Consider the following 14213-nt stretch of genomic DNA (forward strand, 5'->3'; position numbering starts at 1 on the left):
AGTTAGTATATAAAATACACACTTAGTTGTATCAAGGAATTAGAAAAAACCAAAAAAAATGTTTCTTTCTACAACATGCAATCCTTATATTTGCAAACTCATTAAAATTCACAGATGAAAATATCTTACAACTGGTTAAAGCAGTTCATTAAAATAGACTCGAATTCCGAAGAAACAGCGGCTTTACTAACCGATTTAGGTCTTGAAGTAGAAATTGTTGATAAATACCAATCGGTAAAAGGCGGATTAGAAGGCATCGTTGTAGGACACGTACTTACTTGTATTCAGCATCCGGATGCTGATCGATTGAAAATAACTACAGTCGATTTAGGAACTGGTATTCCCGTACAAATTGTATGTGGTGCAAGCAATGTTGCTGCAGGACAAAAAGTACCTGTTGCGACTATTGGAACTGTATTATACGACAAAGAAGGTGTTGCTTTTACAATCAAAAAAGGAAAAATACGAGGACAAGAAAGCCACGGAATGATTTGCGCTGAAGATGAATTAGGTCTTGGTGAAGGTCATGATGGTATTATGGTTCTTGATGACGAACTAGTACCGGGAACTCTTGCAGCTACTGTATTCAAAATTGAGAATGATGAAGTATTCGAAATTGGATTAACTCCCAATCGCGCTGATGCGATGAGTCATTTAGGGACAGCTCGTGATTTGAGAGCAGGTATGATCCAAAATGGTACAAACGTTGAACTGATAACTCCTTCAGTAAGTAATTTTAGAGTTGATAAAAGAACTTTAAAAATTGATATTGACGTCAAAGAGCCTAAACTAGCTCCTAGATATTGCGGTGTAACTATTTCAGGAATCGAAGTTAAAGCTTCTCCAGCATGGTTACAAAATAGATTAAAAGCTATTGGATTAAGTCCAAAAAACAATATTGTCGATGTTACAAATTATGTGTTACATGAATTAGGACAGCCACTTCATGCTTTTGATGCATCAAAAATTAATGGCAAAATCATTGTGCAAACACTTCCGACGGGAACTAAGTTTGTTACTCTTGACGATGTTGAAAGAACATTGCATGAAGAAGATTTGATGATTTGTGACGAAAAAGGTCCCTTATGTATCGCTGGAGTTTTTGGTGGTAAAAAATCGGGAGTTTCTGAGAATACCAGTTCTATCTTCTTAGAAAGCGCGTACTTCAATCCAGTTACTATCCGTAAATCAGCTAAAAGACATCAGTTAAACACGGACGCATCTTTTAGATTTGAAAGAGGTATTGACCCAACTATTACGGAGTATGCTTTAAAACGTGCTGCTTTATTAATTCAAGAAGTTGCAGGTGGTGAAATCACATCAGATTTAATCAACGTTTATCCAAAGAAAATTGAGGATTTCTCAGTTTTTCTAAACTTTAGTAAAGCAGCTAAAATTATAGGTGAGGAATTACCAAAAGACACTATTAAGAAGATATTAGTTTCATTAGACATTAAAGTAAATAGTGTTTCTGACGCTGGTTTAGGATTAACAATTCCTGCTTACCGCGTTGACGTACAAAGAGAAATCGATGTGATTGAAGAAATATTGAGAGTCTATGGATACAACAATATTAAGTTTTCTAAAAAAGTAAACGCTACCGTTTCTAATTCACCACGAAACGAAGATTACAAAGTACAAAATGTAATTGCTACACAATTAAATTCACAAGGATTTAATGAAATGATGGCTAACTCATTGACTACAGCTACTTATGTTGAACTTTCAGAGGAATTAAATCCTTCGCATAATGTCACAATGCTTAATCCGTTGAGTGCTGATTTAGCAACGATGAGACAATCATTATTATTTTCAGGATTAGAAGTAGTTTCTTATAATATCAATCGAAAAAATGCCGATTTAAAATTATTTGAATTTGGGAAAACATACCATAACTATCTTGCTGGTTACGAAGAGATAAAACATTTAAGTTTATTTCTAACGGGTAGCAGAAATCAGGAAAGTTGGACTGGCGCTCAAAAGCCATCTGATTTTTTCTTATTCAAGGGCTATGTAACTGGAATACTTTCTAGATTAGGCATCACAAAAACTCAAAATGTACCATCAACTTCAGATGTATTCTCAGAAGGAATCGCGATTGCAATTGGTAATGATACATTGGTAGAGTTAGGAGTAGTAAAAAAATCAATATTAAAACATTTTGGAATCAAGCAAGAAGTTTTTTACGCTGATTTTAATTGGGCTTTAATTTTAAAATTAATTGCTACTAAAATAAAATATACAGAGATTCCTAAATATCCAGAAGTGCGAAGAGATTTAGCTTTGTTGATTGACCAAAATGTATCTTACGAGAGTATTTACAATATTGCTAAACAAACGGAAAAAGCACTTTTAAAAGACATTAATTTATTTGATGTTTACGAAGGACAAAATCTTCCGGAAGGTAAAAAATCATACGCATTGCGTTTCACTATTCAAGACAATTCAAAAACATTGACCGATACTCAAATTGATAAAATTATGAGTAAATTGCAAAATAATTTTGAAACAGAACTTGGTGCAAGTTTAAGATAATTTTTTTTTTTTTTGAAATCCCATTCGCTCCGGTGAATGGGATTTTTTTATACAGAAAAGGCTCTGCAAATCGCAGAGCCTTTTCATTACAAAAACATCAACCTATAAACAAACTAACTTTTTGGTAATACTACGGCGTCAATTACATGAATTACGCCGTTTGATTGGTTTACATCGGCAATAGTTACTTTAGCACTATTTCCGTTCTCATCCGTAATGTATAAATTTTTTCCTTTCATCCAAGCAGTCAAAGTTCCACCACTAACTGTTTTCATAATTGCTTTCCCCTTTCCCATTTTAATAGCTTTAGCTACATCCGTTGAATTCATTTTTCCTGCTACAACATGATACGTCAAGATTGTTTGTAACATTTTCATATTTTCTGGCATCAATAAAGTCTCAACTGTTCCCTTTGGTAATTTATCAAATGCAGCGTTTGTTGGGGCAAAAACGGTGAATGGTCCTTTACTTTGTAATGTTTCTACTAATCCTGCTGCTTTAACAGCCGCAACAAGCGTAGTATGATCTTTTGAGTTTACAGCGTTTTCTATGATGTTTTTAGTTGGATACATTGCTGCTCCACCAACCATTTTTGTTTTTTGAGCAAATGATGTAGCTCCAAATACTAATGCTATAAAAGCAACTGATAAAAATTTTCTAGTGTTCATAATAATCTATTTTTTAAGTTATATAAAGTCATTTACGCACTAAGATTGAGTTTGGTTTTAAAAAAATGAAAATATTTTTTAAATTATTGATTACTAATTAGTTATTAATTATTATTTTTTACCCTTATGAAAATATAAAGTTCTACAATAGCCCCGATTGAAGCGCTATCCTGTTATAAAGCTTAGAGCCTTCGAAAGGCTAGAAGTTTTATAAAAGATATAGCGCAAAGCGGGATTACTCATGAATTGAAAAAAGATTGCCGTGCTCTAAAAGAAACAGCAGAACATTTTAAAGCAAAAAAAAAACTCCACATTGCTGTGGAGCTTTCTATATTTAAAAAATTTCAAGAAATTATTTTTTCTCTGATTTTTCCATTTTAGCTTTCAATGCAGCTAACATATCATTGTTATCACCTAAAGTTGCAGCTGGTGCATTTGTAGATGAGTTAGATGAAGTGTTTTCAGTCGCAGTTTTCACATTTTTCTCTTCTTCTTCACGGAAGATAGCTGTGTGAGATGCAACTACTCTTTTAAATTCTTTGTTGAATTCAATTACTTTAAAATCAGCAGAATCTCCTTTTTTCAATTTCTTTCCGTCTTCTTTTTCAAGGTGACGAGTAGGAATGAAAGCAACGATATCATCTCCGAATTCTACAGTAGCTCCTTTGTCAACAATTTCAGAAATTTCACCATTGTGGATAGTTCCTACAGCGAAAGAATCTTCATACTGATCCCAAGGATTAGCAGTTGTTTGTTTGTGACCTAAAGATAATTTACGTCCATCAACATCTAACTCTAATACTACTACGTCAAGTTTTTCACCAACATTTACAAATTCAGATGGGTGTTTGATTTTCTTAGTCCAAGAAAGATCAGAAATGTAGATTAATCCATCAATTCCTTCTTCTAATTCTACGAAAATACCAAAGTTTGTAAAGTTTCTAACGATACCTGTATGTTTAGAACCTACTGGGTATTTAGCAGTGATATCAGTCCAAGGATCTTGAGACAATTGTTTGATACCTAATGACATTTTACGGTCATCTCTATCTAAAGTTAAGATAACAGCCTCAACAACATCACCTACTTTTACGAAATCTTGAGCAGAACGTAAATGAGTAGACCAAGACATTTCAGAAACGTGGATTAAACCTTCAACACCTTCAGCAACTTCGATAAATGCACCGTAATCAGCGATTACAACTACTTTACCTTTTACTTTGTCTCCAATTGCTAATTTAGCATCTAGAGCATCCCAAGGGTGAGCGTTTAATTGTTTCAATCCTAATTGAATTCTTGTTTTCTCATCATCGAAATCAAGGATTACAACGTTTAATTTTTGATCTAATTCAAGAACTTCAGATGGGTGGTTGATTCTAGACCAAGAAAGGTCAGTAATGTGAATCAATCCATCAACTCCACCTAAGTCAATAAAGACACCGTAAGAAGTAATGTTTTTAACAACACCTTCTAATACTTGACCTTTTTGTAATTGACCGATAATTTCTTTTTTCTGGATTTCGATATCCGCTTCAATAAGCGCTTTATGCGAAACAACAACATTTTTGAATTCGTGGTTGATTTTCACAACTTTAAATTCCATCATTTTGTTTACATATACATCGTAGTCTCTAATTGGTTTAACATCAATTTGAGATCCTGGTAAAAACGCTTCAATTCCGAAAACGTCAACGATCATACCACCTTTAGTTCTGCATTTTACAAAACCATTAACGATTTCTCCTGTTTCGTTAGCCGAAATAACTCTATCCCATGATTTGATAGTACGTGCTTTTCTGTGAGATAAAACTAATTGACCAGTTTTGTCCTCACGGATGTCGATTAATACTTCAACAGTATCACCTACTTTTAATGCTGGGTTGTAACGGAATTCGTTTAATGAAATAACACCTTCCGATTTTGCGTTGATATCAACGATAACGTCTCTATCTGTAATTCTAACAACTACTCCATCTACCACTTCTTCTTGATCAGTAGCGATAAAAGTTTTTGAAACTAGTTCTTCGAATTCTAATAAGTTTTTCTCATCAACTGCATCAATACCTTCTTCGAAATTGTGCCAGTTAAAATTTGCTAAAAACTCTTCTTGTGATTTTACTTGTTCAGACATGCTGATTAAAAATTTGTATTCTGTATTCTCTCGAGTTTCTTAATGCGATAGAAAACAGCAGAAGTTGTTTGTATAATTAGTTGATACCTAAAGGAAACTCTTATTCACCAAAAGGTTTGCAAAAGTAACACTTTTATTTTTATCCGCAAAATATTTAATCACTCATAACCAACAGAAATTAGAAATTTAAATCATTGATTATCAATACTAAATATAAAAACGATTAGGAGCGAGTTACTGGGGCTTTTTCAGGTATTAGGATTCCCGCTTTACACTATATCTTTTTTCTACCTTCCAGCCCTCAAATTGCTGTAAGCTAGAAAAAAGGAAACCGTTTCAATCGGGGCTAGATTGGGTTTAGTATTTTATGTTTGTGAAATTTCTCCAGGATGCAAAGTCAGGGGCTTAAAGACTTGCAAATAAATGGGGAAAAGCGCATAGACAATAAAGAGTTTATATTTCTTATCAATGCTTCCAGCCTATTAAACGTTGTAAGCATTACAAATACTGTAAGCAATAAGAACAATATTTCCTGAAACTTTTGGAACAATTGCAGTCATCACCCTTTATTGAGTATTTTTCATTATAAAAAAAACCGACAACTATTATCAGTTATCGGTTAATATTATATTTTTTTAATGTGTAAAGCTCTCCAGCGCTTTAGGATCGTGTTTATGTTTAAAAAATATTGCAAAGGCAATTGCTATCACTAAAGCATATGCTGCAAAGGCTAACCATATATTTGGCCAGTCTTTCATAAAAATGGTCTGACTCAACGTTCCATCCGATCCAACTGTCGCATTCGATTTACTTATAAAAGCAGCCAGATGACTGTCTCCTGGAACTGTTTGAAGGTGTGTTGCCAAACCAGATACAGTCGTATACGCTTTTGTAAAGAAATGTTCAATTGCCCATCCAGCAATTACGCTTCCTAAAACTGCCCCTACCCCATTTGTCATCATCATAAATAAACCTTGTGCAGATGACCGTGTCTCTGCATCGGTATTCGTATCGACAAACAACGATCCCGAAATATTGAAGAAGTCAAATGCCATTCCGTAAACCACACATGAAAATATAATCATCCACAATCCGTCGATAGGATCTCCAAAAGCAAAAAGACCAAAACGCAATACCCAAGCAAGCATACTAATTAACATAACCTGTTTAATACCAAATCGTTTAAGAAAGAACGGAATGGCGAGTATGAACAAAGTCTCAGAAATCTGCGAAATAGACATAATAATTGTCGAACGTTCTACTACGAAAGAGGTCGCATATTTAGGAAAATGTTCAAATTCGCTCAAAAACAAATCACCGTAAGCATTTGTAAGTTGAAGCGCACCTCCAAGGAACATCGCAAAAATAAAAAACAAAGCCATCTTGTAATCGGCAAAAAGTTTAAAAGCCCCTAGTCCTAAAGTTTCGGCAAGCGGCGCATTTTCTTTGGTTTGATTTTGTGGTGGACATTTCGGTAATGTCAAAGCATACAATGCCAATCCGATTGCTACAATTCCAGCAATATAAAACTGATTTGCAGTTGCTTTGCTATCGGTAAGATTGGTGATCCACATCGCTACAATAAAACCAATAGTTCCCCAAACGCGAATTGGTGGAAAATCCTTAATTACATCGCCGTTGCTTTGCTTTAAAACGTTGTACGATACAGAATTGCTTAATGAAATCGTCGGCATGTAAAAACACATGGCTACGAACATGACATAAATAAATGTCGTCGGATCATTAACTGTAGGCAGGTAAAACAAAACTGCGGCATACAAAATGTGCATAATCGCATATAATTTTTCAGCATTAATCCATCGATCGGCAATGATTCCGGTGATAGTAGGCATAAAGATTGAAGCAAAACCCATCGTTCCAAAAACAAGCCCGAACTGCGTATTGTCCCAATGTTTGGTGCCAAACCAATAATTGGCAATTGTTAACAGCCACGCACCCCAAACAAAAAACTGAAGGAAGCTCATTATAATCAATCGTAATTTTATGCTCATAATATTTGGGTTAGTTTTTTTGAAAAATAACAGGGCGTAAATCTACTATTTAAAATGAGATTTGCAACTATATTATGCTGATTTAATAGTATCATTTACTAATTCTAAAACGAGTTCAAATTGCTCTTTTCTATCCAAATGTGAATTGTCAATCTCGATAGCATCATCAGCCATTATCAAGGGAGAATCTTCTCGATGTGTATCAATGTAATCACGTTCTTCGACATTTTTAAGCACTTCTTCAAACGACACATCGTCGCCTTTCGCAACGAGTTCATCGTAACGTCTTTGCGCTCTGGTTGTTGCACTAGAAGTCATGAATATTTTAAGTTCGGCATCTGGAAAAACAACAGTTCCAATGTCTCTACCGTCCATTACAATTGCTTTGTCTTTGCCCATTTCTTTTTGTTGTTCTACTAACTTGGCACGAACCTCAGAAACTTCGGCTACTTTACTAACAAAACGGGAAACTTCGATCGTTCTAATTTCAGTTTCTACATTTAGATTATTCAAATACATTTCGGCAAAACCTAAATCAGCATTAAATTTGAATTGTAATTTGATGTTTAGCAAACTGTTTATTAATGATTCTTTATCGAAAAAATCTGCATTTATATACCCTTGTTGCATTGCAAAAAAAGCTACGGCACGATACATTGCGCCCGTATCTACGTAAACATATCCTAAATGATTAGCGAGCTGCTTTGCTAAAGTACTTTTTCCAGTAGATGAAAAGCCATCAATTGCAATAGTAATTTTTTTATTCAAAATGTAAAATTTAAAGATTTATGTTATTTTCAAATCGTTATTGGAAATTCATTGTTAGCCCAAAAAGGCTTGTATTTCCTGCTAATGTATATCTAGAATAGGAATAGTTAAATTTGAGTTTGTTCATTTTTAGACCAAATCCCAATGAAACTCCTGAAAAATTACGCTGTTCCAAAAGTCTTAATTCTTCTGCTCTTCTAAAGTTGTATCCAACACGCAAATTAAAAGCTTTTTTTGGAAAAAGCTCTACACCCATAATTACATGACGCAAAGTATTATTCACAAACGAAACTTTTTCGTCCGCTACTTGACCGTCGAGTGATGATTGTGATTGTGAAGGATTCACAAAAGCTATGTTCCACTGTTGCAAATTTTCTAAAGTAAGATGCCATCGAATAGGTACATTTTCGAGTTCTTGCGAGACACCTGCTATTATTTCGAGCGGCAATCTCTCACTGACGCCGTTATAGCTTGAAAATTGAGTTCCAATATTTCGGATTACTAATGCCCAATTTACGTCGTTTTTTTCATCAATAAAAACAGCTCCAATATCTAAAGCACCTCCTAAAGAGTGGTAACTTTCTAAAGTTGAAGAGATTAGTTTAGCACTTGCTCCAATATGAATATCTGTATAAGGAATATTGTAAGCGTAACCTACAGAAAGCGCCACTTCACTCCCCGTGAAATTGGAAGTAGGTTGACCATTTTCATCATAACCTTCAAAACTTCCATAGTTCACATAATTAACTCCAGCTTGAAAGGTTTGTAAATGACGATCATAGGTATAAGCATATGAAGCTGTTCCATATGTTACTTCTTTGAAATAGCTTCCATAATTTAACGCTAAATTATTATCCATTTCTTCATTTATAGTTGCGGGATTGTAATGGGCTTGGTTCACATCATTATCATAAATTGTAATGACTTTTCCGCCTAATGCAGCTTGCCTTGGAGAAGTAACTAAATTCAAAAACTGATAGGTATACTTGCCTCCTATTTGACTGTATGAAACAGCGCAAACAAAAAGTAAAATGTATAACAATAGTTTTTTAATCATCTTTTTAAAGACAGTTTATAAGAGAAAAACGCAATTGCGAAGATAAAATTATAATTTTAAAATAAATCAAAAAACAAATTCCAAATTCCAATACTTATTAGATAAGTTATGGAGTTTGGAATTTTTAAATTTTAACCGTTATTACCTACAGTTCCTTAGCGTTTTTGACACTTTGATCTGTTAAAGCAAATTCTAATACTTCGCTCATTTCCTTTACATAATGAAAAGAAAGTCCTTCTAGATATTCGGCTTTTATTTCGTCAATATCACTTTTATTTTCGTGACATAGAATGATTTCTTTAATATTAGCTCTCTTTGCTGCTAGAATTTTTTCTTTAATTCCACCTACAGGTAATACCTTACCACGTAAAGTAATTTCTCCTGTCATGGCTAGGTTTTTCTTCACTCTTTTTTGCGTAAACAATGAAACTAACGATGTCAACATGGCAATTCCTGCACTTGGTCCATCCTTAGGAGTTGCTCCTTCTGGAACGTGTAAATGAATGTTATATTTTGAAATAATATCAGCATCTAATCCTAAAAGTTTACTATTTGCTTTAATATATTCTAAAGCAATAGTAGCTGATTCTTTCATTACTGTACCTAAGTTCCCAGTGATAGTCATGGTTCCCTTTCCAGGAGAAAGTAATGATTCTATGAAAAGAATATCACCTCCAACTGAAGTCCAAGCCAATCCGGTAACTACTCCGGCAACATCGTTACTCTCGTATTTATCTCGACCTAATCTTGGAGCACCCAATATTTTGATAATATTCTCGTCCGTAACTTTTTTGTTGTACTCTTCTTCCATAGCAACAGACTTAGCTGCGTTACGGATTACTTGGGCAATCTTAGCTTCCAGATTTCGAACACCAGATTCACGAGTATAGCCTTCTACAATTTTTTCCAATTGTTTTTTTCCAATTGATAAATCTTTGGTGGTCATTCCATGCTCTTTCAATTGTCTAGGAAACAAATGCTGACGCGCAATTTCTACCTTTTCCTCAATGGTGTAACCAGACATTCTGATCACTTCCATCCTGTCTTGCAGTGCGGGTTGAATAGCTGCCATATTATTAGATGTTGCAATGAACATCACTTTTGATAAATCATAACCCATTTCAAGGAAATTATCATAGAAAGAATTATTCTGCTCTGGATCTAAAACTTCGAGTAAAGCTGATGATGGATCGCCATTATGACTGTTTGATAATTTATCGATTTCATCCAAAACAAAAACTGGATTAGATGTTCCCGCTTTCTTCAAGCTTTGAATAATTCGCCCCGGCATCGCACCTATATATGTTTTTCTATGTCCTCTAATTTCAGACTCATCACGCAAACCACCAAGTGAAATACGAACGTATTCTCTTCCTAATGATTCGGCAATCGAACGACCAATCGAAGTTTTACCAACTCCCGGAGGTCCCGTCAAACAAATAATTGGGGATTTCATATCATTTCGCAATTTTAAAACGGCTAAATGCTCAATCATTCTCTTTTTAACCTCTTCAAGACCAAAATGATCTCTGTCTAATATCTTCTGCGCTCTTTTTAAATCAAAATTATCTTTAGAATATTCATTCCAAGGCAATTCTAAAAATAATTCTAAGTAATTTCTTTGAATACCAAAATCAGGCGCTTGAGGATTCATGCGACGCATTTTAGACAATTCCTTTTCGAAATGCATCTTGGTTTTATCATCCCATTTCTTTGTCAAAGACTTCGCTAACATTTCATCCATTTCCTCTTCCTGAGACACACCGCCAAGTTCTTCTTGGATGGTTTTCATTTGCTGATGAAGAAAATATTCGCGTTGTTGTTGATCTAAATCAAAACGTACTTTAGATTGAATATCATTTTTCAATTCGAGTTTTTGCAACTCGATATTCATATATCGAAGAGTTTCTAACGCTCTATCTTTCAACTTATTAATAGCTAGCAAATCTTGTTTCTCTTTAACAGACAAATTCATGTTAGAAGTAACAAAATTAATCAAGAATGACTGGCTCTCAATATTCTTTATCGCGAAGGTTGCTTCGCTAGGAATATTTGGACTTTCCTTAATAATTTGAATTGCTAATTCTTTAACTGAGTCAAGAATTGCTAAAAATTCACTGTCGTTTTTCTTAGGTCGTTTTTCAGGAACCTCCTTAATTTTAGCTGTTAAGTACGGTAATTCTTCAACAACAGAATCAATTTCAAAGCGCTTTTTACCTTGTAGAATTACAGTAACATTCCCATCAGGCATTTTTAAAACTCGCAAAATACGAGCAACAGTACCTATTTTATGAATATCTTTTCTAGTAGGATCTTCCTCTTCTTCATTAATTTGAGCCACGACACCAATATTCTTACCCGCTGCGTTAGCATCATTAATTAGCTTAATTGATTTATCGCGACCAGCAGTAATTGGGATTACCACTCCTGGAAATAGAACCATGTTACGCAAAGGTAATATAGCTAATAATTCAGGTAATGATTCATTATTCATTTCCTCCTCGTCTTCAGGAGTTAAAAGTGGAATTAAATCTGCTTCAGAATCAAATTCCTGAAGTGACAGATTGTCAATAGTTAGTATTTTATGATTTGACATATATCGTTTTAAGTCTTTTTGTCATTAAAAAATTTCATTATATAAGCAAATATAATGTTTCGGCGTAGGCTATAACTATAAAAACTCAGTTTAATAGTGAATATTTGCTAGAGCCTAAAGGAGTCAATCTCTGTGCCAAAATAGAATCTTTAAAACCTGATTTGGAGTAAAAAGATTATTCGTTGGACTGTAAAAGAAGACTGATGATATTCAAAAGTCCTCCTGATTAGTAAAAAATATTAAGTTTAAATTTATAAACTGTAACAAAAGCATATATTGTAAGTCTATATAAGAAATCACCAGCAACTGTTTGAGTTTAGAACAACATAATATCGAGGATCTGATTTTGCTTTGTAAGCAAAAAAATCAAAAAGCACAATGCGAAATTTATAATCGCTATGCTAAGGCGATGTATAATGTCTCCTATCGAATTGTTAAAGATGCGCATTTTGCAGAAGATGTTATGCAAGAAGGTTTTTTAAAAGCGTTCAATAAAATAAATGATTTCAAAGAAGAAGTAGCTTTTGGCGCGTGGTTAAAGAGGATAATCGTTAATGGAAGCATAGATTTTTATAAAAAAAACAATCTATTCAAAGTAGAAGATTTTAATGCTGCGTTACACAAAACTGAAGATGTAATTCTAAATGATACAGATGACAATAATTTCAATGAACTAAAAGTAAAGCAAATACTTGAAACCATTAATTCCTTAAAATACAATTATCGAATGGTTTTAACACTATTTTACATTGAAGGATATGACTCAGAAGAAATTAGTGAAATTTTAAATATTAGCTACGCTAATTGCAGAACGACATTAAGCAGAGCAAAAGATTGTTTAAGAAAAAAACTAGAGGAACTATGAAAAATGAAAATGAAAAACTAGATAATTTATTCCAAAAACTGGAGCATGATTGGGATACTGAAGAAATTGAATTTAAGCATGAACAACGATTTTTAGATAGATTGAATTCAAATAAGCCATCAAAAAAATACTTTCTAGCTATAGCAATCGCAGCTTCAGTAATACTTTTTATTGGAATATCTTTATTGCATAGAACTGAAGTTAAAGAAAATGAATTTCACTTTGCTTCAAAAGAAACCCAGCAAACCGATTCTATTTTTACTGTTTTAATAGAAAAAGAATTGGAAAAAATAAACGAAAAGAAATCTCCTGAAAACAAAAAAATTATCACTGACGCGCTAAAGCAAATGAAAGTTCTAGATCAGGATTATGAAAAAATCATAAAAGAATTAGAGACTAATGGAGAAAGCAAACAAATTATTTACGCCATGATAAGTAATCTTCAAACTCGGATTTCCTTTTTGCAAACGGTTTTAGAACATATAGAAGAAAATGAACAAGCAATACAGCTACCCAATGAAAAAACAATTTAGCATTTTTATTTTTTTGCTCTTGATACCTTTTTTTGGCTATTCTAGTGAAAGTGATTTTAATTATTCCAAACAAAAAAATATTAATAAAGCCTATTACGTAAACTCTAATGCTACGCTCGCAATAGACAATTCGTACGGAAATATTTCAGTAACGACTTGGAATCAGGATAAGATAGAGTTAGATATTAGTATTAAGGTAAGTGGTGACAATGAAAATTGGGTAAACCAACGTATTAATGATATTGACATCGACATAATTGCTCTCAAAGGAATGATAACGGCAAAAACAGTTTTTGGAAATTCAAGTTCTAAAAATCAAGGTCGAAACAATAGTTTTGAAATAAATTTCACCCTTAAAATTCCAAAAAACGGCAGCGTTAAACTTAATAACAAATATGGTAATATCAGCACATCTGATATTTTTGCTGATGCAGATATAAAGTGTAAGTATGGTAAAATAAACTTAGGTAATTTAGTAGGTAACACTGCTATACAAATGGATTACTGTTCTAATTCCAGTATTACCTCATTAAAAAATGGAGTTATAAATGCTAAATACTCTAACTTAAAAATTAATGAAGTAGGAAAGCTAGATTTAATTTCTGATTATACCGACATTGAAATAAATAACAGTGAGGCTATAAAATACAATAGCAAATACGGTAAAATTAGATTAAAGAATGTCAAGAAATTAGATGCTTCTGGGAATTATTTAACCATTAGAATAGGCGAAGTTTTCGATAATTTGAAATTGAACACAAAGTACAGCTCCTTAACTATTGAGACTTTAAATGCTAAAGCAAACAACATAAATATTAACTCAGGATATACGGGAATAAGCATTGGATACGACAACAATTTTGCTTTCGATTTCAATATTATTTTGAAGTATGCCAATTTTAATTTTAGTAATGATTTAGAAATACTTTCAAAAGAAGAGGTGTCAAATTCAAAAAAATACAGTGGCTTTTATAAAAATAAGGGAATCAATAGTTTAAACATAATCTCAGATTATGGAAATGTATCATTAAAAAACAATAATTAATCA

The 14213-nt window shown here is 33.2% G+C and carries 10 protein-coding genes; 4 read left to right on the plus strand and 6 right to left on the minus strand.

Annotated elements, in window-relative coordinates; all coding sequences use genetic code 11:
- Positions 1-114: 114 nt before the first annotated feature.
- Positions 115-2535: a phenylalanine--tRNA ligase subunit beta gene (gene pheT / locus LNP27_RS12105; protein ID WP_229941863.1), complete on the plus strand. Its 2421-nt coding sequence runs from the start codon at positions 115-117 to the stop codon at positions 2533-2535.
- Between the two features lie 113 nt (positions 2536-2648).
- Here pheT and LNP27_RS12110 read toward each other — a convergent pair whose 3' ends face one another.
- The 6 genes from LNP27_RS12110 to lon form a co-directional block, all read right to left on the minus strand.
- Entirely contained in the window at positions 2649-3203 is a 555-nt protein-coding gene (locus LNP27_RS12110; RefSeq protein WP_229941864.1) for a fasciclin domain-containing protein, read from the minus strand.
- A gap of 352 nt (positions 3204-3555) precedes the next feature.
- The gene (gene rpsA / locus LNP27_RS12115) at positions 3556-5334 is read right to left on the minus strand and encodes a 30S ribosomal protein S1 (protein ID WP_229941865.1); all 1779 of its coding nucleotides are present in this window, start codon (positions 5332-5334) and stop codon (positions 3556-3558) included.
- 635 nt (positions 5335-5969) lie between these two features.
- The gene (locus tag LNP27_RS12120) at positions 5970-7346 is read right to left on the minus strand and encodes a nucleoside permease (RefSeq protein ID WP_229941866.1); all 1377 of its coding nucleotides are present in this window, start codon (positions 7344-7346) and stop codon (positions 5970-5972) included.
- A 72-nt stretch (positions 7347-7418) separates the two neighbouring features.
- Positions 7419-8114, minus strand: coding sequence for a (d)CMP kinase (cmk, locus tag LNP27_RS12125; protein ID WP_229941868.1), 696 nt, complete (start codon positions 8112-8114; stop codon positions 7419-7421).
- A gap of 37 nt (positions 8115-8151) precedes the next feature.
- Entirely contained in the window at positions 8152-9171 is a 1020-nt protein-coding gene (porQ, locus tag LNP27_RS12130) for a type IX secretion system protein PorQ (protein ID WP_229941869.1), read from the minus strand.
- 145 nt (positions 9172-9316) lie between these two features.
- Positions 9317-11767, minus strand: a complete 2451-nt coding sequence (gene lon / locus LNP27_RS12135) for an endopeptidase La (protein ID WP_229941870.1) — start codon at positions 11765-11767, stop codon at positions 9317-9319.
- A gap of 310 nt (positions 11768-12077) precedes the next feature.
- On the opposite strand from lon, the gene LNP27_RS12140 reads away from it, so the two are divergent.
- Genes LNP27_RS12140 through LNP27_RS12150 form a run of 3 tightly spaced genes read left to right on the plus strand, consistent with a single transcriptional unit; the run spans position 12078 to position 14210 of the window.
- Positions 12078-12632: an RNA polymerase sigma factor gene (locus LNP27_RS12140; protein WP_229941871.1), complete on the plus strand. Its 555-nt coding sequence runs from the start codon at positions 12078-12080 to the stop codon at positions 12630-12632.
- The gene (locus LNP27_RS12145; RefSeq protein ID WP_229941872.1) at positions 12629-13165 is read left to right on the plus strand and encodes an anti-sigma factor; all 537 of its coding nucleotides are present in this window, start codon (positions 12629-12631) and stop codon (positions 13163-13165) included. Before LNP27_RS12140 ends, LNP27_RS12145 begins: the two co-directional genes overlap by 4 nt.
- Entirely contained in the window at positions 13149-14210 is a 1062-nt protein-coding gene (locus LNP27_RS12150; RefSeq protein WP_229941874.1) for a hypothetical protein, read from the plus strand. Before LNP27_RS12145 ends, LNP27_RS12150 begins: the two co-directional genes overlap by 17 nt.
- Positions 14211-14213 lie beyond the last annotated feature (3 nt).

The sequence above is a fragment of the Flavobacterium galactosidilyticum genome (assembly GCF_020911945.1).
GTDB classification, from domain to species: Bacteria; Bacteroidota; Bacteroidia; order Flavobacteriales; family Flavobacteriaceae; genus Flavobacterium; species Flavobacterium galactosidilyticum.

Excerpts from the sequence above, each read along its gene's own strand:
- pheT (WP_229941863.1), top strand. The coding sequence starts at position 115 with ATGAAAATATCTTACAACTGGTTAAAGCAGTTCATTAAAATAGACTCG.
- rpsA (WP_229941865.1), bottom strand. The coding sequence starts at position 5,334 with ATGTCTGAACAAGTAAAATCACAAGAAGAGTTTTTAGCAAATTTTAAC.
- porQ (WP_229941869.1), bottom strand. The coding sequence starts at position 9,171 with ATGATTAAAAAACTATTGTTATACATTTTACTTTTTGTTTGCGCTGTT.
- LNP27_RS12145 (WP_229941872.1), top strand. The coding sequence starts at position 12,629 with ATGAAAAATGAAAATGAAAAACTAGATAATTTATTCCAAAAACTGGAG.
- lon (WP_229941870.1), bottom strand. The coding sequence starts at position 11,767 with ATGTCAAATCATAAAATACTAACTATTGACAATCTGTCACTTCAGGAA.
- LNP27_RS12120 (WP_229941866.1), bottom strand. The coding sequence starts at position 7,346 with ATGAGCATAAAATTACGATTGATTATAATGAGCTTCCTTCAGTTTTTT.
- LNP27_RS12110 (WP_229941864.1), bottom strand. The coding sequence starts at position 3,203 with ATGAACACTAGAAAATTTTTATCAGTTGCTTTTATAGCATTAGTATTT.
- LNP27_RS12150 (WP_229941874.1), top strand. The coding sequence starts at position 13,149 with ATGAAAAAACAATTTAGCATTTTTATTTTTTTGCTCTTGATACCTTTT.